The 23,381-nt window shown below is 30.7% G+C and carries 27 protein-coding genes; 24 read left to right on the forward strand and 3 right to left on the reverse strand.

The annotated features are described in order from the left end of the window. Window positions 1-25: 25 nt before the first annotated feature. The 7 genes from gnd (at window position 26) to EXC59_RS00200 (ending at window position 6,997) form a co-directional block, all read left to right on the forward strand. Window positions 26-925, forward strand: coding sequence for a phosphogluconate dehydrogenase (NAD(+)-dependent, decarboxylating) (gene gnd / locus EXC59_RS00170; RefSeq protein ID WP_162163959.1), 900 nt, complete (start codon window positions 26-28; stop codon window positions 923-925). Then, window positions 922-2,277: a glucose-6-phosphate dehydrogenase gene (gene zwf, locus EXC59_RS00175; RefSeq protein WP_035368847.1), complete on the forward strand. Its 1,356-nt coding sequence runs from the start codon at window positions 922-924 to the stop codon at window positions 2,275-2,277. The genes gnd and zwf overlap by 4 nt, the downstream gene beginning before the upstream one ends. Window positions 2,278-2,422: 145 nt before the next feature. Further along, on the forward strand, window positions 2,423-3,910 hold the full coding sequence (locus tag EXC59_RS00180; RefSeq protein ID WP_035368848.1) for a carboxypeptidase M32: 1,488 nt from the start codon (window positions 2,423-2,425) through the stop codon (window positions 3,908-3,910). A 10-nt stretch (window positions 3,911-3,920) separates the two neighbouring features. Then, window positions 3,921-4,892, forward strand: coding sequence for a UDP-glucose 4-epimerase GalE (gene galE / locus EXC59_RS00185; RefSeq protein WP_035368849.1), 972 nt, complete (start codon window positions 3,921-3,923; stop codon window positions 4,890-4,892). A gap of 2 nt (window positions 4,893-4,894) precedes the next feature. Beyond that, complete coding sequence (rlmD, locus tag EXC59_RS00190; protein WP_035368850.1) at window positions 4,895-6,166, forward strand: 23S rRNA (uracil(1939)-C(5))-methyltransferase RlmD; 1,272 nt, start codon at window positions 4,895-4,897, stop codon at window positions 6,164-6,166. Between the two features lie 61 nt (window positions 6,167-6,227). Further along, window positions 6,228-6,608, forward strand: a complete 381-nt coding sequence (locus tag EXC59_RS00195) for a VOC family protein (RefSeq protein WP_162163960.1) — start codon at window positions 6,228-6,230, stop codon at window positions 6,606-6,608. 2 nt (window positions 6,609-6,610) lie between these two features. Beyond that, window positions 6,611-6,997, forward strand: a complete 387-nt coding sequence (locus tag EXC59_RS00200) for a VOC family protein (RefSeq protein WP_035368852.1) — start codon at window positions 6,611-6,613, stop codon at window positions 6,995-6,997. A 79-nt stretch (window positions 6,998-7,076) separates the two neighbouring features. Here EXC59_RS00200 and EXC59_RS00205 read toward each other — a convergent pair whose 3' ends face one another. From EXC59_RS00205 to EXC59_RS00215, 3 genes are all read right to left on the reverse strand, one after another. Then, window positions 7,077-7,946 carry an IS3 family transposase gene (locus EXC59_RS00205; RefSeq protein ID WP_162849184.1) on the reverse strand — a complete coding sequence of 290 codons (870 nt, stop codon included), beginning with the start codon at window positions 7,944-7,946 and terminating at the stop codon, window positions 7,077-7,079. Continuing rightward, window positions 7,916-8,626 (reverse strand): helix-turn-helix domain-containing protein, encoded by a 711-nt coding sequence (locus tag EXC59_RS00210; RefSeq protein ID WP_129614220.1) that lies wholly within the window; start codon window positions 8,624-8,626, stop codon window positions 7,916-7,918. The genes EXC59_RS00205 and EXC59_RS00210 overlap by 31 nt, the downstream gene beginning before the upstream one ends. Before the next feature lie 99 nt (window positions 8,627-8,725). After that, window positions 8,726-9,322 (reverse strand): MBL fold metallo-hydrolase, encoded by a 597-nt coding sequence (locus tag EXC59_RS00215; protein ID WP_035368274.1) that lies wholly within the window; start codon window positions 9,320-9,322, stop codon window positions 8,726-8,728. Between the two features lie 257 nt (window positions 9,323-9,579). Between EXC59_RS00215 and EXC59_RS00220 the strand changes: the two genes are divergently transcribed. The 17 genes from EXC59_RS00220 (at window position 9,580) to EXC59_RS00300 (ending at window position 23,352) form a co-directional block, all read left to right on the forward strand. Next, window positions 9,580-9,906, forward strand: coding sequence for an antibiotic biosynthesis monooxygenase family protein (locus EXC59_RS00220; protein ID WP_035368272.1), 327 nt, complete (start codon window positions 9,580-9,582; stop codon window positions 9,904-9,906). Next, on the forward strand, window positions 9,894-10,868 hold the full coding sequence (locus EXC59_RS00225) for an ABC transporter permease (RefSeq protein ID WP_035368269.1): 975 nt from the start codon (window positions 9,894-9,896) through the stop codon (window positions 10,866-10,868). Before EXC59_RS00220 ends, EXC59_RS00225 begins: the two co-directional genes overlap by 13 nt. Beyond that, window positions 10,861-11,859 carry an iron chelate uptake ABC transporter family permease subunit gene (locus tag EXC59_RS00230; RefSeq protein ID WP_162163878.1) on the forward strand — a complete coding sequence of 333 codons (999 nt, stop codon included), beginning with the start codon at window positions 10,861-10,863 and terminating at the stop codon, window positions 11,857-11,859. Before EXC59_RS00225 ends, EXC59_RS00230 begins: the two co-directional genes overlap by 8 nt. Further along, the gene (locus EXC59_RS00235) at window positions 11,856-12,626 is read left to right on the forward strand and encodes an iron ABC transporter ATP-binding protein (protein WP_035368268.1); all 771 of its coding nucleotides are present in this window, start codon (window positions 11,856-11,858) and stop codon (window positions 12,624-12,626) included. Before EXC59_RS00230 ends, EXC59_RS00235 begins: the two co-directional genes overlap by 4 nt. A gap of 20 nt (window positions 12,627-12,646) precedes the next feature. After that, entirely contained in the window at window positions 12,647-13,630 is a 984-nt protein-coding gene (locus tag EXC59_RS00240) for an ABC transporter substrate-binding protein (RefSeq protein ID WP_035368267.1), read from the forward strand. A 68-nt stretch (window positions 13,631-13,698) separates the two neighbouring features. Then, window positions 13,699-13,938, forward strand: coding sequence for a preprotein translocase subunit SecG (secG, locus tag EXC59_RS00245; protein ID WP_051658920.1), 240 nt, complete (start codon window positions 13,699-13,701; stop codon window positions 13,936-13,938). Between the two features lie 55 nt (window positions 13,939-13,993). Next, complete coding sequence (locus EXC59_RS00250; RefSeq protein WP_035368266.1) at window positions 13,994-14,668, forward strand: RsmE family RNA methyltransferase; 675 nt, start codon at window positions 13,994-13,996, stop codon at window positions 14,666-14,668. An 88-nt stretch (window positions 14,669-14,756) separates the two neighbouring features. Then, window positions 14,757-14,930 (forward strand): 30S ribosomal protein S21, encoded by a 174-nt coding sequence (gene rpsU / locus EXC59_RS00255; RefSeq protein ID WP_035368264.1) that lies wholly within the window; start codon window positions 14,757-14,759, stop codon window positions 14,928-14,930. 94 nt (window positions 14,931-15,024) lie between these two features. Further along, window positions 15,025-15,978: a PhoH family protein gene (locus EXC59_RS00260; protein ID WP_162163877.1), complete on the forward strand. Its 954-nt coding sequence runs from the start codon at window positions 15,025-15,027 to the stop codon at window positions 15,976-15,978. Next, complete coding sequence (gene ybeY / locus EXC59_RS00265) at window positions 15,968-16,393, forward strand: rRNA maturation RNase YbeY (RefSeq protein WP_162163876.1); 426 nt, start codon at window positions 15,968-15,970, stop codon at window positions 16,391-16,393. The genes EXC59_RS00260 and ybeY overlap by 11 nt, the downstream gene beginning before the upstream one ends. Then, a complete protein-coding gene (cdd, locus tag EXC59_RS00270) occupies window positions 16,390-16,782 on the forward strand; it encodes a cytidine deaminase (protein ID WP_035368259.1) in 393 nt (130 codons plus the stop codon). The genes ybeY and cdd overlap by 4 nt, the downstream gene beginning before the upstream one ends. Beyond that, window positions 16,783-17,667 carry a GTPase Era gene (gene era / locus EXC59_RS00275; RefSeq protein WP_035368258.1) on the forward strand — a complete coding sequence of 295 codons (885 nt, stop codon included), beginning with the start codon at window positions 16,783-16,785 and terminating at the stop codon, window positions 17,665-17,667. Beyond that, complete coding sequence (gene recO / locus EXC59_RS00280) at window positions 17,657-18,319, forward strand: DNA repair protein RecO (RefSeq protein WP_084145066.1); 663 nt, start codon at window positions 17,657-17,659, stop codon at window positions 18,317-18,319. The genes era and recO overlap by 11 nt, the downstream gene beginning before the upstream one ends. Before the next feature lie 8 nt (window positions 18,320-18,327). After that, on the forward strand, window positions 18,328-19,698 hold the full coding sequence (locus EXC59_RS00285; RefSeq protein ID WP_035368255.1) for a glycine--tRNA ligase: 1,371 nt from the start codon (window positions 18,328-18,330) through the stop codon (window positions 19,696-19,698). Between the two features lie 35 nt (window positions 19,699-19,733). Beyond that, a complete protein-coding gene (gene dnaG / locus EXC59_RS00290) occupies window positions 19,734-21,464 on the forward strand; it encodes a DNA primase (protein ID WP_162163875.1) in 1,731 nt (576 codons plus the stop codon). Further along, window positions 21,461-22,726, forward strand: a complete 1,266-nt coding sequence (rpoD, locus tag EXC59_RS00295; RefSeq protein WP_035368254.1) for an RNA polymerase sigma factor RpoD — start codon at window positions 21,461-21,463, stop codon at window positions 22,724-22,726. The genes dnaG and rpoD overlap by 4 nt, the downstream gene beginning before the upstream one ends. After that, window positions 22,726-23,352, forward strand: coding sequence for a tRNA (adenine(22)-N(1))-methyltransferase (locus tag EXC59_RS00300; protein ID WP_084145064.1), 627 nt, complete (start codon window positions 22,726-22,728; stop codon window positions 23,350-23,352). The genes rpoD and EXC59_RS00300 overlap by 1 nt, the downstream gene beginning before the upstream one ends. Window positions 23,353-23,381: the final 29 nt, after the last annotated feature.

Raw genomic sequence — 23,381 nt, forward strand, 5'->3', positions numbered from 1 at the left:
TATTACTTTTAAGGAGATATAAAATATGAAAATTCATTTAATTGGATTAGGAAAAATGGGTGCTAATTTAGCACTTAATATGAAAGATCATGGTCATGAAGTGTTAGGCTTTGACTTAGATCCTAAGGCAAGAGAAGTTTTAACTAAAGAAGGAATAGAAACGTTTGATGATCTTAAAAAATTATTGACTAGAAAAAATAATGAAAGATTAGTTGTTTGGTTATTAGTACCAAATCAAATCGTAGATACTGTGATAGAACAAGTCTTACCTTTCCTAGCACCTAAAGATATTGTCATTGATGGTGGGAACTCAAACTATAAAAAATCTCTTTTACGTTATGAAAAACTAAAAGAAAAAGAAATCGAGTTTGTAGACTTAGGTACATCAGGCGGTACGTATGGTGCTAGAAATGGTGCATGTTTAATGGTTGGTGGAACAAAAGAAGCATTCGACTACTTAGAAAATGTTTACCGTGATATCGCAATTGAAAATGGTTATGGATTCATGGGAGGGCCTGGAAGTGGGCACTTCGTTAAAATGGTTCATAATGGTATCGAATACGGTATGATGCAAGCTATTGGTGAAGGTTTTGAATTATTAGAAAAATCACCATTTAATGTAGATTATGAAAAACTAAGCGAAGTGTGGAACAATGGTTCAATTATTGAATCAGCTTTAATTGGTTATATTGGAAATGCATTTAAGAAAGACGCTAAATTAGAAGAAATCTCAGGACGTGTGGATGATTCTGGTGAAGGTAAATGGATGATTGAAGAAGCATTAGATTTTGGTGTTTCAATGCCTGTTATTTCGGCTTCATTATTCACACGTTTCAAATCAAGAGATGAAAACATGTTTGCAGAAAAAGTAGTTGCAGCAATGAGAAGAGAATTTGGCGGACACGCGGTTTACAAGAAGAAATGAAAAAAGATCTAATTATTACAATTTTTGGTTCAACAGGCGATTTAACAGCTAGAAAATTACTTCCAGCAATCACAAAACTATATAACAATGAAGAAATTACTGATAATGTAAAAGTCATTGCATTAGGAAGACGTGATTATGATACGAATAGCTACTTAAATGCCATGCAAAATCTTACAACAGAAAACTTAGATTTAACAACTTTATCTACGTTTGTGGAATACTATAAAATTCAAATTACAGATGTGAATGATTACCATAAGTTTAATGACTATATAAAATCAATTTCACATACTGAAACAAAACATATTTATTATTTAGCAATTGGGCCTGAAATATTAGCAACTGTTGCTAAAAACATTAGTGAATCAAAACTAATTGCAAGAAACAATATTAATCAAGTCTTAGTGTTTGAAAAACCATTTGGAAATAGTTTAGAAACAGCAATTCAAATTAACCAAATGCTATGGCAGTATTTTGATGAAACACAAATTTATCGAATTGATCATTATCTTGGTAAAGAAATGATTCAAAACTTAATGACTGTTCGATTTGCTAACCGTATTTTTGAAGATACTTGGTCATCAGATTCAATTAAATCTATAAAGATTTATGCAAAAGAAAAAGAAGGTATTTTAAACCGTGCTGGTTATTATGATACTGCAGGAGCATTAAAAGATATGGTTCAATCACATCTTTTACAAGTCTTAAGTTTAATTGCCATGGATGCACCAAAAGAATATCAATCAGAATACATTAAAGATGAAAAAGTTAATGTGTTAAGAAATATTAGTTTTGATAAAGATTCAATTATTTTCGGTCAATATGATGGGTATTTAAATGAAGCAAATATCCCAGCAAATTCACAAACTGAAACATTGGTTTACTTTAAAGCATTTGTGAATACACATCATTTTAGAGGTGTTCCGTTTGAAATCTTAACGGGTAAGGCCTTAAAAAATAAAGAATCATTTATTGAAGTAACGTATCACACAACTTCTGAACAAGAAAAATGGAATTTACCTGTTCAGGCTAATAAATTAACAATTAAATTTGCACCATATGATGGTGTTGATTTAACCATTAACTCAAAAAAACCTGGTCTAAAGGATAACTTAGAAGTTGTTAACTTAAGTTATCAAATGGCTGAATCAGTACAAGGAAATGTTCCTGAAGCTTATGAAAAATTAATTTTAGATGTTGTTGATGGTCATAAGACATTATTTACTCGCTGGGATGAAATTGAGGCTTCATGGCAAATTGTTGATCAAATTAAACAATTTAAAAAAGATTTATTCATCTATAAAAACGAAGATGAAGTTATGGAAAAAATTGGAAGTATACAAAAATAGTATGCTTCTTTTTTTATTTTCTTATGATAAATCATAAAATGATGATTGAAAACGTTTAAAAAATATCTCTTTCCATTAAAAAAATATGTGAAAGTGATATAATAAATGATTGATACAAGAATAAAAAGTAGTTAAGGAGCATTTTATGCAATCATATATTGATACCTATAAAAATATGAGAAAAAGACTAAAAGCCTATGAATATGCAATGTGGGTTTTAAGTTGGGATTTAGAAACAGAAACTCCAGAAGGGGCTTTAGATTATAGAAGTGAACAAGTCGAAGTATTAACTACTGAACTTTACGCGCTTCAAACAGATTCAGCATACCTTGAAGCAATTGATAAACTATATGCAACAAGAAATTCATTAGATGAATTATTACGTCGTGAAATTGAAAAAATCGTTAAAGATATGCGTTTAATTAAGAAAATGCCAAAAGATGAATACATTCAATACCAAGTATTAATGTCAAAATCATCATCAATTTGGGCAGAAGCGAAAGCAAAAAATGATTTTAATCTATTCTTACCAACATTAGAAAAGATTATTGATTTTACAAGAAAAACAACTAAATACTTACAAACACCTGAGCTAAAAGGGTATGATGTTTTACTTGATATGTATGAAGAAGGCATGACAATGAAAGAATATGATGCATTCTTTTTAAATCTTAGAGAAGAACTAGTGCCTTTTGTGTTATCAGCAACATCAGGTAAAAAACCTTTATCAAGAAAATTAACTAAAGGTTTTTTTTCAATTGAAAAACAAAAAGAATTCAATAAGTATTTAACAACTGTATTTAACTTTGATTTGAATCGTGGTGTGTTAAAACAAAGTGTACATCCATTTGAATCAAACTTCTCATCAACTGATGTGAGAATTACGACTAAATACTTAGAAAATGCTGTTGAATCAGCAGTATTCTCAACAATTCATGAAATGGGTCACGGAATCTATGAACAACAAATTTCAAAAGATTTAATTGATACAAGATTAAACATGGGTGCATCAATGGGAATCCATGAATCTCAATCAAGAATGTATGAAAATATGATTGGTCGTTCTTATGCGTTCTGGGAAAATCATTTTGATAAATTAAAAGAAATCTTTGCGAAAGAATTAAAGGGTGTAAGTTTACTAGATTTTTATCAATACATTAACCGTGCAGAACGTACATTAATCCGTACAGAAGCAGATGAATTAACTTACCCATTACATATTATGGTTCGTTATGAAATCGAAAAACAATTAATTTCTGGTAAATTAAAAGCTAAAGATCTTCCTAAAAAATGGAGAAAATTATATCAACAATATGTTGGTGTTAGACCAAAGACAGATGCAGAAGGTGTTTTACAAGATATCCACTGGGCGGGTGGAAGCTTTGGGTACTTCCCAACATATGCATTAGGAAGTGCTTATGCAGCACAAATTTATCAAGCAATGAACAAAGATTTCAATATTGAAAATGCAATTTCAAATAATGAAATCTATAAGATTAATGATTGGTTAAGAGAAAAGATTCATCAATATGGTAGTTCTAAATCTCCTAAAGAATTAATATTAAATGCAACAGGAGAACCATTCAATTCTAAATATTATGTAGATTATTTAAAACGTAAGTTTTCAAATTAAGGGGGATTATATGAACGTTTTAGTTATTGGAGGCGCCGGATATATTGGCTCTCATGCAGTTTATGAATTATTAAGGGCAGGTCATCAAGTATCTGTGATGGATAATTTATCAACGGGTGATATTACATTTATTCCTGAAAATGTTAAGTTTTATCAAAAAGACATTACGATTAAAGCGGATGTTTTAAGCGTATTAAAGGATCAAAAATTTGATTGTGTAATGCACTTTGCGGCTAAATTAATTGTTCCTGAAAGTATGAAGGAACCGCTAGCTTATTATTATAATAATGTTGAAGGTGTTCGTATACTTTTAGAATCAATGGTGGAAACACAAACTAAAAATATCGTCTTTTCATCAACAGCAGCAGTTTATGGAGATTCTAAAACTGGTATTTGCTTAGAAGATGATTTAAAAAATCCAATTAATCCATACGGGGAAACAAAGCTTGCTTGTGAAAAGTTAATTCAATGGACAAGCCAAGCACATGATATTAATTATGTTATTTTTAGATACTTTAACGTGGCTGGTGCAGATGCATCACTTGAAATTGGATTAAAGAAAGCGAAACTTACGCATCTAATCCCAGTAACAATTGAAGCAGCACTAGGCTTACGTGATAGTTTAACAATTTATGGTAATGATTACCCAACAAAAGATGGAACAAATATTAGAGATTATATCCACGTTTCAGATTTAGCGAAAGCTCACGTTATTGGCGCTACTTACCTATTTAACGGTGGTAAATCAGATATCTTTAATTTAGGTTCAGCAAAAGGATATTCAAACTTAGATGTAGCAAATGCAGTCAATGAAGTCTTACCACTTAAGTTTAATTTTGGACCAAGAAGAGATGGAGACCCTGCAATATTAACTGCGGATGCATCAAAAGCTAAACGCATTTTAGGCTGGCAAACAGAACTATCATTAGTTGATATTATTAAGTCAGATTTAGCGTATAGAAAAAAGATTAGTCAAGGATAATTATGGAATACAAAATTAACGATATACTTGAAGTAACTGCATACGAGGTTGACCGTTTTGGACAAGGCGTAAGCAAGGTTGATGATATCATCATTTTCACACCCGGGTTACTTAAAGATGAAAAAGCGCAAGTAACAATTATTGATGTTAAATCAAAATTCTTACAAGCAAAAATAAAAAAATTATTAACAACATCACCAGAGCGTAAAACCATGACTTCAAAACTTGGTGCGCTTGATTTATATCATTTAAAAGATGATAAGCAAAACGATTGGCAAGCTGAAATTACAGCTAAAGAATTTAAGCGTTCTTTAGGTTATGAAGCACCATTAGGTGAAGTTATTCAAAGTGAAAAGACATTAAATTATAGAAATAAAGTCGTTTATCATGTCTTAGACGATGAAATGATGCGTTTAGGTTTGTACACAACAACACCAATTGAACTGGTTGAAGTGCATACCTTCATTTTAAATTCACATGCGATTCAAAGATGTATCGCAAAAATCCAACAACAATCTATTAAAGTTGATCCAAAAGTATTCAAACATATTATGTTACGCTCAAACGAAAAAGAAGAAGTCTTAGTGACTTTAGTGGCATATGAAAAAGAATTTACTGGATTAAAAGAACTAGTTGAAAAAATTAAAACATTTAAAGAAGTTGTTGGGATTACATTAAACATTAAGCCAAATGAAAAAACAATTCTAGGTAACGAATCATATACTTTATATGGTAAGAATGAACTAACATTTACCGAAGGAAGTTTAAAATTAAAAATTAATGACCGTTCATTTATGCAAGTAAACTTACCAGTGATGATTAAAACCTATGAACGTATTGCAAGTGAAATAAATGGCGAAACAGTGATTGACTGTTATTCAGGTATTGGTTCTATCGGATACTTTATTGGTAAAAATGCAAAACGAATTGTGATGATTGAATCAAATAAAGAAAATATTAAAATGGCAAACGATTTAAAACCTTATTATCAAGGAAGTTTTGAGATTAGAAGTGGTTTAGCTGAACAAGTTTTACCAAAACTAGATGCTGAAATTTTAGTGATTGACCCACCACGTGCTGGCCTTCATAAATCTTTATTAACAGTTTTAAATCAAAAGCAATTTAAGAAAATTATTTATTTATCATGTGAATTAAATACTTTAACACGTGACTTAAAAGTACTTAGAGAAACATATAAACTTAAAGAAGTTATTCCTGTTAGAATGTTTCCTCAAACAACTTCAATTGAAACATTAGTGATTTTAGAACGTTAAAACAAAAATCCCCTATACTTTGTATATTCGATGTATACTAAAGAAAAAAGGGGATTTTTTTATGAAAGTAAGTGGATACTTTACCAATTTATTGACACATGATTTGGATAAAACAAAATCATTTTATGAATTACTTGGTTTTGAGCGTGTATTACAACAGAGTTCTGAAGATAGTGAAGCATTTTTACTTACCGAGAACACCTATCTTTTATTCTTAACAGAAAAGAAATTTGAAAAATTTCATCAAAGGCCAGTAACCTCATTCCAAGTTGGTAATCAAATTATTTCATTTTTAATTAAAGAGATGAAAGAAATGCACTTAATGGAAGAACGCTTAAAAACCAATCATATTGAATTTGGTGTATTTGATGATGATGTGGTGTATTTTATTCACCTTAAAGATCCAAATGGATATTTAATTGAATTTGTGTTTGAAAAATGACTATGAAAGTAAATCAATCATTTATTAATTTTCTATCAACTGACATCATAAAAACAAGAAATTTTTATGAGTCTTTAGGATTAGAAACTGCAAAAGAGTTTTCAAGCGATGAAGTACATACGGTTAAACTCACTTTAGATTCATATATAATCTTTGTTAAAAAAGAGTTATTAGAAAAGTTAGTACCAGCTAAAATAAAAAATCCAGTATATAATCAAAATATTTTCTCAATGATGTTAAGTTCACAAAGTGAAGTTGAGTATATGAAACATAAACTAAGTTCATTAAAGATAAACTATAAAGAAGTAGAAGAAGCTTACATGTATTATTTACAATTTCAAGATCCAAATGGATATTTTGTTGAAATTGGATATTTTAAGAATGCTTAAGAGAGTTAATTATGAAAAAAAGACAGAATTTCAAATTTGAACAGCCTCTTGTCAAGTAGACACGGTAAATAATATAAAATTAAATGGCCATATACCTATATTCTAAAGGTGTATGGCTTTTTAATTTACGTTGTATTCTTTCTTGATTATAGAACTTAATGTAATCTTTAATTGCTTTTGTGAGTTTTTCTGATGAATCAAACGTTTCTAAATAATACATTTCAGATTTGATGATGCCCCATAAGTTCTCGATTGGTCCATTATCAATACACTTACCTACTCTAGACATACTTTGCACCATATTGTGTTTATCTAATAGATTCTTAAATGATCTGCTCGTGTATTGAAATCCCCTGTCACTATGAAACATTGGTTGAGCACCAGGATTCTTTTTCACTGCCTTATTAAAGGTTGTAAAAACGAGATGATTATCATTTCTATGATGTATATGATAAGAAACTACACTCTTATCATATACGTCTAATATCGCACATAAGTAAAGCTTTTGACCACTGTATCCATATTTAAATTCTGTAACATCACTTAACCATTTCTCATTTGGATTGGATGCACTAAATTCTCTATTTAATATGTTTTGTCCAACTTGTTCAGGTTTAGTCTTCAAGAAACCTGGACGTTTACGACGGATAATAGATTTTAAATTGTAGGCTCGCATTAAACGATAAATGTAGTTTTCCGAATGATTTTTTCCAGTATATTTATTGATGTTATCTCTAATACGTCTATAACCGTATTTTTTATTGAAATGTTTATAGTAGGTTTGTATAACTTCTAGCATTTCTTCATTCTTTGTTTCATAGGATGGTTTAATTCTGTTTGACCATTTATAATATGCAGATCGCGCTATACCTAACAGTTCACAGAGCCATTTAATATCGTAAACATCTTTAAAATAAGCTATTGTTTCATATGTTTCTTGGTTTCTAATCTTGTTAAGTGGGCTTTTGCCTCCAACTCTTGTTTTTTTTTGAAGACTTCCTTGGCTGCCTCACTTAAATATAATTCTTTTTTTAGGCGTTCATTCTCACGTCTTAATTTTTCAAGTTCTGATAATTCATCAGGTTGTTTTTTTCGACCACGCTTGTCACTAAGTCCATCAACACCAAAAACTTGGTACTTTTTGTACCAAGTGTATACTTGTTGGTAGCTTACTTCAAACTTCAAGGAGGTACCTTGATAATCAAACGCATTTTGAATTAAGTATTCTACAATTTTAACTCTTTCATCTAATGTTGTTTTACGTCCCATAATATCGATACCACCTGATTCACTATGTGTAGTTTTGATATTATTATACCCTAATACCCATCTTGCTATTAATGACGGATTACGAATTCCATATTTTAGGGCTAAATCATAATATCTTCCAGCACCATTCCTATATGATTCAACAACTTCATTTTTTAATGTTTCAGTATAACTTTGATTCATACCTTGCATACGTAATGCTTCAGCACCAAACTTACTATATTTGAAAATCAGTACCTCTATTGCGCTTTTGCTTACGCCAAACTGACTTGCTAACTGTCTAAGTGACCCTTCGCCTTTCTCATATATCGTGCAAATAAGTAATTTTTCTTCATAACTTAATCGTTTGTTTTTTCTCAAAATAAAATACCTCCAAGTATTAACAGTAATAATATATATTTCTTTATATTATTTCCTGTGTCTACTTTAGAGGTATCATATCAATTTTAATTCTGTCTTTTATTTTATAAACGGATTATTTAATTTTTCATGGAAGATTGTTGTTGGTTTTCCATGTCCTGGGAATACTTGTGTATCATCAGGTAATTTGAATAATTTAGTTTTAATTGTATCTATGATTGTCGCTTCATCTGAGAACGGAATATCTGTTCTACCTACAGCTTCATAAAATAATGTGTCCCCACCAAATAGATAAGGAGCGGCATATAATGCAGTTGAACCCATTGAGTGTCCTGGAGTTTCGATGACTCTAAATTGATAGTCTTCAAAGTCAATGATATCATTCTCAACAACATATTGGTCAACAGGGATTTCATATGGCCAGTAGTTATAAGGTGTATCCCCCATCCAGATTTTATCTTTTAATGGAGCATATACTGGAATGTGATATAACTCTTTTAATTCTCTCACACCACCAACATGATCATGGTGTCCATGTGTGATGTAGATAAATTGAGGTTCTAATTTTTTTGATTTAATGTATTCGATAATTTCACTGGGTTCAAAACCAGGGTCAACGATGAAACATTGTTTACCTTTTGAAACAATATATGCATTTGTTCTTAAATCACCGAGTTTTATACTTTTGATTTCCATATTTTCACCGTGAATGATTATACATCAATCAATTTTTTATGACAAGCAAATGGAATAGAAAACAGTATTTTAAACATAGTTAATATAAAATATGTCATAATTGGACTAGAAACTTCTTAAATATTTGAGGATTAATTAAAAAAATAAGGTATTTTTTAGAAAAATTATCAACTAATGATTATAATATTCCTTGTAAGTTTTTATATTTTTTAATAAAATATAGATAGTTTCATTGTAGAAGAAAGGAGAAAATAAATATGTATGTATTAGTACGTGTAATGAAAGTTAAAAAAGGCTTTCAAGACAAAGTTTTAGAACGCTTTCTAAATCCTAGCGTGATGGCAAAGTCAAAAGGGTATGTTAAATCAGAGTTAATGATTGATAAGAAGAACCCTGAATATGACTTATACCGTCAAAGTGTCTATTGGGAAGATAAGAAAGCTTTTTATGTTTGGGAAGGTAGTCCTGAACATATTGCGATGCATAGAGATAAAAATAGCGCACATCACCAAAAACCAGAAGAGATTATCGAAGTTACTAGAGAATCTTACGATTTAATCGGAACTAAAACATGCGAACAGTAAAAATCTTATCGGTAATTTTATTAATTGGTTTAATATTATTATCGTTAAGTATTGATGCAAGATTAGATGTGAATCTGTTTTCGATATTATCTTTTGACAAAGAAGCGATTGAAATTTTACTAATATCAAGAATTCCAAGAACATTAACAATTATACTTACAGCAAGTGCTTTGTCAGTTGCTGGTTTAATCATGCAATCAATTGGTCGTAACAAATTCGTTTCTCCGGGTACTATTGGTACCACACAAGCTGCAACACTTGGTATATTAATTAGTTATTTATTTATGCCAACAATACCTATTTGGGGAAAATTCATTTTCTCATTTGGCTTTTCTATGATTTCAAGTTTTGTTTTCCTACATTTCATTAGTAAAATACAATTTAAAAATGAAATCTATGTGCCTTTAATTGGAATGATGTTTGGTTCGTTAATTGGTTCAATTTCTATGGTCATTGCACAAGCAACGAAAACTGAACAAATTCTAGCATTTATTGGCTTAGGAAGTTTTGTTAATAAAACAGTTGGTACTTATGAAATGATTTTATTAACTGTACCGGCATTAATTCTTTCAATTATATATGCTACAAGGTTTAATATTGCATCTTTAGGTAAAGATTTTGCGAATAACTTAGGCGTTAACTATAGTAGAGTAACCTTTATGGGTCTATTGATTGTATCTGTAATCTCAGCCTCAACTTTTATTGTGGTTGGCCCATTACCATTTTTAGGTTTAATTGTACCAAATATCATCTCTATTTATTTTGGAGATAAGTTAAATAAAAACATTATATATATGATGATTTTTGGTAGTATCTTTGTCTTAACATGTGATTTAATCTCAAGGACATTCTTCCTTTTAACAACAGGCGAATACTATGAATTAGCTGTTGGATTTACCATGGGTATTATTGGGTCAATTATTTTCTTATACCTTTTATTAAGAGGTAAGAAACATGCGTAAAAAATATTGGATTTTAGGCATTATAGCAACAGTAGGAATTATCTTATATATGCTTGCCTGGATTGCTTCACAATTTAATTTAATTATTTTTAATTTATCAGACCCAGCAAGAGCACCATATTTTTGGAAAAATGTTTTAGATATCTTAAGTAGACGAGGCATTCAAGTAACTGCACTTATCATTGCCTCTGTCTTAATCAGTATGTCAACCTTAACTTTCCAAACATTAACATCAAACCGAATTGTAACGCCTTCATTATTAGGATTAGATGCGATTTATGTTGTGATTCAAACAACGATTGTCTTTTTTGTATCGTATTTAGGTGGATTAATATCAAATGCACCACTTAACTTTTTATTTAGTGTTGTTGTGATGTCGGGATCAACCATTCTGCTTTATACATTCTTCATGAAAAAGCATAAAAAGAATTTATTGTTACTTTTATTAGTTGGGATGGTTATATCAACCTTGGCTTCTAACTACTCAACTTTTTTACAAATTTTAATGGATCCGGATGCATTTCAAACAGTTGCACAATTAACAAGTGTTTCGATTGTGAGTATTGAGACTTCATTAGTATTTGTAGCCTTACCGATTGCGATTGTTATTGGATATTTCTTCTTTAAAAAATCAAGTGTTTATGATGTGATGAGTTTAGGAGAATTCCAAGCTAAAAATTTAGGAATTAATTATCAAAATGAAACTTATAAAACATTAATTTTAATTAGTTTAGCAATCTCAATTACAACAGCACTTGTTGGACCGCTTGCATTCCTTGGATTAATCAGTGTGAATGCTGCCAAAGAAATGTTTAAAAAATATCAACATAAAACATTATTTATTACATCATGTTTAATTTCTCTGATTTGTCTAGTTTTAGGACAGGCAATCATTGAATTAACAGGATATAAAACAACCGTTACAACCGTTATTAATTTAATTGGTGGTATCTATATGATCAATCTTATTGTAAAGGAGCATAAGTTATGATAGTTTTAGAAAATGTTAATCAAAGCTATGGAACAAAAGATGTTTTAAAAAACATCAATGTAAGTATTCCTGAAAATAAGATTACAGCAATTATTGGACCAAATGGAGCCGGTAAGTCAACCTTATTTAATGCCATTAGTCGTATGATTCCAATTAAAACAGGTTCAATTAAAATTGATGGTATTGAGATTAATCAAAAAGGCTTAAATGTTTCAAAACTAATCTCAGTTTTAAAACAACAAAATCATTTCAATTTAAAATTAACTGCATATGAATTAATTTCATTTGGTAGATATCCTCACTCTAAGGGTAAATTAAATGAAAACTGTATTCAAAAAATTGAAGAAGTTATTAAATATTTAAAATTAGAGAGTGTGAGAAATCAATATATTGATACATTATCTGGAGGACAACTTCAACGTGTGCTACTTGCAATGATATTAGTTCAAGATACAAAGTATATTTTATTAGATGAGCCACTGAATAACTTAGATATGAAGTATGCTGTTGAAATGATGTTACTCTTACAAAAATTTGTTGAAGAATTAGGTAAGACAATTGTTGTTGTTATGCATGATATTAATATTGCATCTACATTCTGTGATCATGTAATCGCGATTAAAGATGGTGAAGTAGCCTATGATGGTAACATCAATGATATGATGCATACAGATGTGTTAAATAATGTATATGATCATCAATTCTGTATTAGAGAAGTTGATGGTAAAAAGATTTGTGTATTCCATAATATAGAAAAAAACTTATAAAAATAGAGGAAAATTTGTAGATGAAAAAAATAGTTTTAAGTGTTTTAACACTAGTAGGAATCATGTTTTTAGGAGCATGCAACTTAAATATTGGTGAATCTGATTTACCAAGAGAAGATATAGAAATTACCCATACAGTGACAATTGATGGCGTAAGAACCGAAGTAACTGAAACTTTTACGACAAACCCAAGAGTGGTCGCGACATTTGCTTTAGAATTTTCTGATATTATGCTAGAACTAGGCTTAAATAAAGCAGGAATTACTGTGTTTGGATTATCTAAGGGAGAGAATTTAACAGAATCTCTTGCTGAATTTTCAGGAAATAAGTATCCAAATGTAGGTACGTTATTTGAACCAAATCATGATGCATTAACATTAATGATGCCAGATTTAATTATTTTAGGTGGAAGAGCTGCAAGTCAGTATAGTGACTTAAAACAACGTTATCCAAATGCTGATATCTTAGATATTTCTAATGCAAACCCATATTATTTCGAAAAGCAAAAAGAAATTTATCAAAATTTAGGAAAGATTTTTACAAATATTAAAGATGATTTAAATCAATATATTACATCATTTGAAACATCATTCAACGAAATTAAGACAAACTTCCCAGATAAGAATGTTTTATTCTTAATGGTAAATGGTGATACAATTTCACAATTTGGGAAGAACTCAAGATATGATTTTATTTATTCTGAATTAGGAATGATTCCTGCAGATGCAAATGGTTCTATCTTAGAAGCACACGGTAAAACAGTGAATGCTGAATATATTTCAGCAGTAAATCCTGATATCATTTTAGTGTTTGATCGAGCACAAGCAACAGGTGAATCTACTGGTTCAATCAATAATTTAATGAATAATGCATTAGTGAAGGGGACAAAAGCAGGTAAAAACGGAGATATTTATATCCTTGACCCTTATGCATGGTACATTTTACCTGGTGGAATTCGTTCAACTTTAAGCATGATTCATGATTTACAACAAGTTTTATCATAATAGATTGACATTTTAGGTGAAAATCCGTTATAATTAAGTAGCACTTTTATGAAGGAGAAATAAAGTTTATGATGTTTCCTGATTGGATTATTTTAATAACAAGTTTTATTATGGTTGCTGTTTCTGCATTACAAATTTCAAAAGATGATGTAATGGATGCATTTACAGGAAGCAATCAAGATTTATTTAAGAACGGTAAAAAAGTTTATGGGGCTGAGTTAGTATTAAACAGAATCATGCTTGTTGGATCAATTGTATTCTTCGCGATGGTTATCTGGAGTAACTCAATCGATAGATTCTTTAACTAGACTTATTAAAAGGTATTCCAGTGATGGAATACCTATTTTTCTATAAGGTGAAAATATGCAAAGATATTTTTTAGATAAAAATGACCAATTTAATAAAGATGATCTGCACCACATCGTAAATGTGATGCGATTTAAAACAGACGATGAAGTTGAAATTTGTAAAGATGGTGTTTGCCATTTAGCTAAATTGCAAATTAACAATAAAGAAGTGTCATTTTTTAGATTAAATCGTTTAGTTGATAATTTCACGAAAGATATCACATTAGTTCAAGGATTACCTAAGGGTGAAAAGTTAGAAACTGTTACAAAATATGCAACGCTATTTGGTGCAAGAAATATATGCTTTGTTCCAATGGCAAGAAGTATTGCAAAACTAGCGAATATCGATCATAAATTAGAACGTTTAAAAAAAATTAGTAAAGAAGCTTCAGAGTTATCTAAAAGAAGTGAAATACCAAGTATTAACTTCTTTAATTCATTAAAAGACATGGATGTTAAAGATAGTTTAGTTATTGTTGCAGACGAATATGAAAAAACAAAAACATTAAAAGATGTATTAGATAAGCATAATTTTAATAAAATTATTATAGTGATTGGACCTGAAGGTGGAATCGATGAAAAAGATAGAAAAATCTTAGATTTGATGCATGCTCAATACATTACACTAGGTTTAACAATACTTCCTACGGAATTAGCCCATATTCCTGTCTTAAATCAACTATATTTATAAAAATTTTCAAAAAAAACTTTACATATTTGAGAAAATGCATTATAATGAAAAAGGTTTGAATAATCAAACGTGTGGAAGGAGGGCAGACATGCCTAAAACAGAAGTACGCAAAGGTGAAACAATTGAAGATGCTTTACGTCGTTTTAAACGTAACGTTTCAAAAGACGGCACCCTCGCAGAAGCACGTAAGCGCGAATTCTATGTTAAGCCAGGCGTTGATCGTAGAATGAGAGCAAAAGCGGCTAAATCAAAAAAACGCTAATTAATGCTAACATTAAATAAAAATGCACCTTCAAAAAAGGTGCTTTTTTATCTCTTTTTTGGTAAAATAGATATACCTAATTTGGAGGACTTTAATGAAATTAAACCTTAAAATCAATCATGTAGAAACATTACAACTATTAGTAGGTATTGAAGATAAAAATTTATTAGTATTTAAAGCTCATTTTGGTTATGACGTTTCAATCTATGAAAATGAGATTGTAGTAGCAGCACCAGAAAGTAAACGTGAGTTATTAGAAAGTATTTTTAAGACGTTAATTAGTTTAGCTGAACACAAAGTCATCTTAACTGAACGTGATGTGTTATACATCATTAAAATGGCTGAAGTAAATGAGTTAGACCATATTATTGATTTATATAAATCTCAAAAGAAAATATTAGTTGCTGAATCAGGTAAGGCAATTGTTGCAAAAACGTTTAATCAAAAAGTATATAGTGATGCATTAAGCAAATATTCACTAGTCTTTGGGATTGGACCAGCAGGTACAGGTAAAACATATCTAGCAGTTGCACATGCAGTCGCTGCACTCAAAGCGGGTAAAGTTAAAAAATTAATTCTAACACGTCCAGCAGTTGAAGCAGGTGAACAATTAGGATTTTTACCTGGTGACTTAAAAGAGAAGGTTGATCCCTATTTAATTCCTTTATATGATGCGTTATATGATTTCTTAGGTAGAACACAAACGGATACGTTACTTGAAAAAGGAATTATTGAGATTGCGCCTCTTGCCTATATGAGAGGTAGAACATTAGAAAATGCCTTCATTATTCTAGACGAGGCACAAAATACAACAACCACACAAATGAAAATGTTTTTAACCCGTTTAGGTTTCTCATCGGTTATGGTTGTTACTGGAGACCCTACACAAATTGACTTAGGATATCGTAAAGAATCTGGATTGAAACAAGCCATTCAAATCTTAGGAGATATTGAAGAAGCTAAATTTATTTATTTTGATAAAGTCGATGTCATTAGACATCCATTAGTACAAAAAATCTTAGAAAGATACGAAGAAAATGAAAGTTGAATTCCATAACCAAACAGAAGAAAATGTAACAAAGGTAAAGACCTTAATTAGAGGCATCTTCAAGACAATTGAAGCTGACAAGAATATGCAAGTTATTTTTGTAAGTCCTGATACAATTCAAGAAATTAACAGAACTTACCGAGATAAAGATAAAGTTACAGATGTCATTTCATTCCCAAATGATGATGAAATGGATGACTCTTTTGGTGATATCTTTATTTGTTTAGATCGTGCTAGAGAACAAGCCAGTGAGTACGGACATTCATTCGAAAGAGAAGTTGGTTTCTTATCTGTTCATGGATATCTTCACTTAATTGGCTATGATCATCAAACAAAAGAAGAAGAAATTGAAATGTTTACAAAACAAGAAGAAATTCTTGCAAAAGCAAACTTAAAAAGAGAGGTAGTTAAATGAATATTCAAGAAGCTTTAAAAGCTCGTGAAAGAGCGTATGTTCCATATTCAAGATTCAAAGTAGGTGCTGCAATTTTATTAAAAGATGGCACGATTATTCACGGATGCAACATAGAAAACGGTAGTTATCCTTTAGGTAACTGCGCTGAAAGAAGTGCATTATTCTCATTAATCTCTCAAGGATATGATCCAAAAGACATCGTTGAAATTACAGTCATTGGAGAAGGTCCTAAACCTATTTCTCCATGTGGTGGATGCCGTCAAGTGATGCACGAATTAATCCCACATACAGCTAAAGTCTTTTTAGCAAATTTAAATGGTGATATCAAAGAAACAACAGTTACTGAATTACTACCTTACGGTTTTGATTTAGAGGAAGCAAGAAAATAAATGGGAAAATCAGGATTTATAACAATTGTTGGTAAACCTAATGTTGGTAAATCAACACTTTTAAATGCACTAGTCGGTGAAAAGATTGCGATCACATCACCTAAAGTACAAACAACTAGATATCGTATTACAGGCATTTTAAATGAAGATGACAATCAATTCATCTTTATTGATACACCTGGTATGCACAAACCAAGTCATTCGTTAGGTAAACAAATGGATAAAGCAGCAACAGAAGCAATGGCCGATGTTGACTGTGTTTTATGGGTTGTTGACCAACCATTTAAAAAATCTGATGAATTTATTTTAAATCGTATTAAACATGAAGGTCTGCCAACGATTTTAGTCATCAACAAAATTGATGAATTAGAAAAAAAATCAGATATTGATGAAATTATTATTTCATTCATGGGTAAATACGAATTTGATGAAATTATTCCAGTTTCAGCAAAAGATAAGACACACTTTGTGCATTTGAAGAATGCAATTTTAAAACATCTTTATGAAGGTCCACAATTCTATCCAGAGGATTATGTGACTGACCAATCAAAAGATGCAAGAATGGCAGAATTAATTAGAGAAAAAATTCTTTATGCCACTGAACAAGAAGTACCACACTCAGTTGCTGTTATGATTGAAACCATGAAAGTTAATGAGGAATTAAACACATTAGATGTGGATGCCTTAATCATTGTTGAACGTGACAGTCAAAAAGGTATTATCATTGGTAAAAACGGTGAGATGCTTAAAAAGATTGGTACGCAAGCGAGAAAAGAAATTAACAAGATTTTCGATTTAAAAGTACATTTAACATTATGGGTTAAAGTAAAGAAAGATTGGAGAAATGATCCTCAAACGGTAACACGTTACGGATATGGTGACTAATTTGGAAGGTATTGTAACAAGTGTTCAAAGTTATTTAGAAAACGACCGCTTAGTTTTTGTGTATACACCAATAGGCAATTTAACCTTAATTGCGAAGGGAAGCCAAAAACTAACAAGTTCTTCAAGAATACTTGCTCAATATTTAAATCTAATAGAATTTAAAGAAACACCAAATAAATCAATGTTTACATTGAAAGAAGGTGTGATTAAAAATGACTTTTTAGAAATTAAGAAAAGTTATGAGGTAACCGAACTTGCAAGTATCATGACGATGCTTATTAAAAAGTATGTCACACCAGAAGATGATCATGCAAGTATCTTTGAATTATTAAAAAATGCAATGATAAACTTTAAACGAGAAGCAGTTTTGTCCTTTGGATTTAAACTGCTTCGTCGCTTAGGGTATCATTTAAACTTAAAGCCTGATGGCAGAAACATAAAAGGATTTAATTTAAGAGAATCTAGACTCGTCTATGTGGGTGAAAATACGACAATTGACCTAAATTTAGAAGAATCTTTAATTTTATTAAAACTCTCTTATATGACCTATGATAAAATAGATAGGATAGAGGACGTTAATTTTTTTAAATTAAAGTCTTTTATGTATGATTATTATGAATATCACATGGATGAACGAATGAATCGGAGATAGGAGCAATTATGGTAACTTTAGAATATCTTGTTCAATATGCAAAACAAACTGGTTTTATTTTTCAGGGTTCTGAAATTTATGGCGGTTTAGCAAACACTTGGGACTACGGTCCATTAGGTACAAACCTAAAGAAAAATATTAAAGAAGCTTGGTTAAAAAAATTCTTAAGACAAGGACCAAATATCGTTGGACTTGACTCATCAATTTTATTAAATCCATTAGTATGGCAAGCAAGTGGACACTTATCAGGTTTCTCTGATCCACTAATCGAAAACAAAACATCTAATCAACGTTATCGTGCAGATAAGTTAATTTTAGAACATGATCCAAATGCAAAACCAGATGGTTGGACATTAGAACAAATGTACCAATACATTATCGACAACAAAATTAAAGATCCAGTATCAGGTACAACTGACTGGTTACCAATTAGAAAGTTCAACATGATGTTTAAAACTTTCCAAGGTGTTGTTGAAGATACAGCAAACGAAGTATATCTTCGTCCCGAAACTGCACAAGGTATTTTCATTAACTTTAAAAATATCCAAAGAACAACACGTAAAAAAGTTCCGTTTGGCGTTGCACAAGTTGGTAAATCATTTAGAAATGAAATTACTCCGGGTAACTTTATTTTCAGAACGCGTGAATTTGAACAAATGGAATTAGAATTCTTCTGTAAACCAGGAACTGAAATTGAATGGTTCAACTGGTGGTTAGAATACATGAAACAATTTTTATTAAACTTAGGAATCAAAGAAGAAAACCTAAAATTTGAACCACATGCAAAAGAAGCATTATCACACTATTCAAATGCAACAACTGACATTGAATTCAAATACCCTTGGGGCTTTGATGAATTATGGGGATTAGCAAGTAGAACTTCATTTGACTTAACTCAACACCAAAACTTATCTAAAGAAGATATGACTTATTTAGACCCAGAAACAAACGAACGTTATATTCCTTATGTTGTTGAACCAGCAGTAGGGGTTGAGCGTCTAGCATTAGTCTTCTTATTAAATGGTTTAGAAGAACAAGAACTTCCTGGTGGTGATTCACGTCAATTATTAAGAATCCACCCTGCATTAGCTCCATATAAAGCAGCCATCTTACCTTTAATGAAGAAAGACCATGGCGCTAAGGCTGATGAAATTTATAAGAAATTAGCAGAAAACTTTGATGTTGTTTACGATGAAACTCAAAACATTGGTAAGAGATATCGTAGACAAGATGCAATTGGTACACCATTCTGTATTACTGTTGACCATCAAACAATGGAAGATAATACAGTAACTGTTCGTTTTAGAGATACAATGGAACAAATTAGAATGGATGTAGACAAATTAGAATCATTCATCAGAGAATCATTAAAATTCTAAGCATATAAGAAAATAAATTAAAGAGGGAGGTTATCATGGAAAATTCAGTTATCCAACGTATAAATGAAGAAACAGATATTGTTGCGTTAGCATCAGAGTTTATGTCACTTACTAAGCGTGGAAAGAATTACATGGGCTTATGTCCATTTCATGATGAGAAAACTCCTTCTTTTTCTGTTTCACCCGAAAAACATTTAGCAAAATGTATGGGGTGTGGTAAAGGTGGAAATCCAATTACCTTCTACCAACAAATTAAAAATATCAGTTTTAAAGAAGCAGCAACTGATTTAGCAAAACGTCTAGGTATTGAAGTTAAAGAAGAGAAAAAACAAGTCGATCCAAACGAAAGACTATACGCTTTAATGAAAGATACAAATGAGTTTTATCAATTTGCCTTAATGAATTCAGAGGCAGGTAACGAGGCATATAAATATCTTTTAAATCGTGGATTAACTGATGAAGATATTAAACATTTTGAGATTGGGTTTTCTCCAAGTAAACCTGACGGGTTATATCAACTCCTAAAGTCTAAAAAGCATTCAGTTACTGACATGATGGCTTTAGGATTAGTTAAACAAAATGAAGAAGGAATTTATTATGATGTCTTCCGTTCACGCATTATGTTTCCAATCAAAGATGAACATGACCGTGTGGTTGGCTTCTCAGGTAGAACAACCCAAAAAGATGAAGTTGCTAAATATGTAAACTCAACAGAAACTGTACTCTTTAAAAAAGGTGAAATTGTTTATCACTACTTAGAAAGTAAAAGAGCAGCTGTTAAACAAAAACATGTCATTCTTGCTGAAGGTTTCTTCGATGTCATTGCAAGTTATAAATCAGGTTTAGAAGCAGTTGTTGCGACCATGGGAACAGCATTAACTACTCATCAAGCAGAACTCATTAAACGTTTAACTGATCATGTTGTCATTGCATATGACGGAGATAAAGCAGGACAAAACGCAACCTTAAAGGCAATTCCAGTTTTAAGAAAAGCTGGATTAAAAATATCAATCTTAAGTCTTCCTGAAAAGTTAGACCCAGATGAATATACTAAAAAATATGGTTATGAAAAATATAAAGCATTATATGATACGAACCTAACAGACCCATATTTATTTGGTTATAACATGTTTATTAAAAATAAAGATTTTCAACGAGCGGATGATATCTTAGAATTTAAAAAACAAATGACTGCACTCTTAAGGGGTGCAGATAATACCGTTTTAGAATATTATCAACGTAAAATCTTTAATGAACTAAAAATTAAAGTTTATTTAACGGATACAATTACTGAACTACCACCAAAGAAAAAAGAAGAATTAAAAGTCATTCGTTCAAAAGGATACTTTGCTTTTGAACACTTATTAATTAATCTTTTAATTGAAGATAAATATCTAGACAAAATTAGATACTATATTAGTTTAGTAGAAATCCATGATAAAGACCAAAAAGAATTATTTAAAGACATCGTCAACTATTATGAAATCACGAACGAATCAATGATGGATATTGAAAATTTCTTAGCACATTATGCAAAGAATAAAGTATATGTTCAAAAGTTTATGGACCGTATTGAATTCCAAAGAAAGATGACCATTCGAAGTGATAAAGAATTTATGAAGTTTGTTGATGCAGTAAAAGAATATGAAAATTTCTTATTGTTAGAAACCTATAAGAAAAAATTAGTAGAAACTCAACTAGATAATGAAAAAAATTCATATCTAGAAAAAATACATGAATTAAGTAAGAGAGGTAAAGTAGCATGAGTATGAAAGTAGCACTTGAAGCACTTGTAAAAAAAGCTGGTAAGAAGAAAACTTTAAACCAAAGCGATTTAGAAAGCTATTATCCATTTGGTACACCTGAGTATGATGAACTTGAAAAAGCTTTATTGGAAAAGGAAGTTGACGTACTAATCGATGATGAAGATGAAGAAGAAAAAGAAGAAGTAAAAGTTGAAATCGATACTGATGACGTAGATGATTTAGAAGATGATGAAGAAATCGATGAACCAGATGAATTCTCACTTTCATCATTAGAAGTTGAAGATATCAAAGAAGAAGAATTATTAAATATTGAACAAATCGTTTCATCAATTAAAGTTGATGATCCTGTACGTATGTACTTAAAAGAAATTGGACAAATCCCTCTACTTAATATCGATGATGAAAGAAAATATGCAATTTGGGTATCTAACGGTAGAGTTGCAGCTGATCAATTAGAATCATATAAGAAAGGTGAAATCCAACTTTCACCAGAAGATGTATTCGAACTTGAAGAAGCAGTTAGAAAGGCTCATATTGCTAAAGAACGTTTAGTTGAAGCTAACTATCGTTTAGTTGTTTCAATTGCGAAAAAGTATACACAACGTGGTTTATTATTCCTAGACTTAATCCAAGAAGGTAACATGGGATTAATGCGTGCAGTTGATAAGTTTGATTATGAAAAAGGATTTAAGTTCTCAACATACGCAACATGGTGGATTCGTCAAGCAATCACACGTGCTGTTGCAGACCAAGCAAGAACAATTCGTATCCCAGTTCATATGGTAGAAACAATTAATAAGATGATTCGTATTCAACGCCAATTAGTTCAAGAATTAGGTAGAGAAGCAACCGTTGAAGAAGTTGCTGAAAAGATGGGAATTAGCCCTGAAAAAGTTCAAAACATTCAACGTATTGCTAAAGAACCAATCTCTTTAGAAGCACCAGTTGGTGAAGAAGAAGACTCATCATTAGGAGACTTCATTAGTGACCCTAATGCATTAAATCCGCATGATTATATGATGCAAGAAATGGTTAAAAAGACTTTAGATGAAGTCTTAGAAACATTAACTGATAGAGAAGAAAAAGTATTACGCCTTCGTTATGGTCTACTTGATGGTAAGACACATACATTAGAAGAAGTTGGTCGCGAGTTTGGGGTTACAAGAGAACGTATCCGTCAAATTGAAGCCAAAGCTTTAAGAAAATTAAGATCTCCACAACGTCAAAACAAATTAAAAGAATTCTATGTTGCAAGAAAATAATGAACAGAATTGATTTAATTGTTGAACTTACAAAAGGTTATGATGTTGTAGCAGATATTGGTTGTGATCATGGGTATGTTTTAAAGTATGCCTTGGATAAAGGCTACATTAAAGAAGGGATTGCAACCGATATTGGAAAAGGTCCATTAGAAAGTGCGAAGAAAAATCTAGTTGGTTATCCAGTTAAATTCTACTTATCTGACGGTTTTAAAAAAGTAAATGAACACTTTGACCTAGCAATCATTACGGGGATGGGTTCAAAGTTAATAACAGATATTTTAAAAGAATCAAAAGTACAAGATGCAACCTATCTTTTAGGGGCAAATGAAAAACAAGAAGTTTTAAGACAGTATCTATTAGAAAATGGATATGAAATCTTAGATGAGTATGTTATTTATGATGGTTTTTACTATGTGTTTATCAAAGTAAAAAAAGGCATGATGACTTTAACAGATGAAGAAATATATACTGGTAAGCATTTATATAATAAGTTAGAGGCAAAAGATTACTTTCTCCATAAGATAAATCATTTAAGTGATTTAATCGATAAAGTTCACGGAAAAAGAAGAGAAGAACTCGAACAAATTAAGAATTATTTTACAAACGCACTCAAGAAAGTCATTTAAAGTCCTAAATGGCTTTCTTTTTGATATAA

The organism is Acholeplasma hippikon (genome assembly GCF_900660755.1).
In the GTDB taxonomy this organism is placed as follows: Bacteria; Bacillota_I; Bacilli_A; order Acholeplasmatales; family Acholeplasmataceae; genus Acholeplasma; species Acholeplasma hippikon.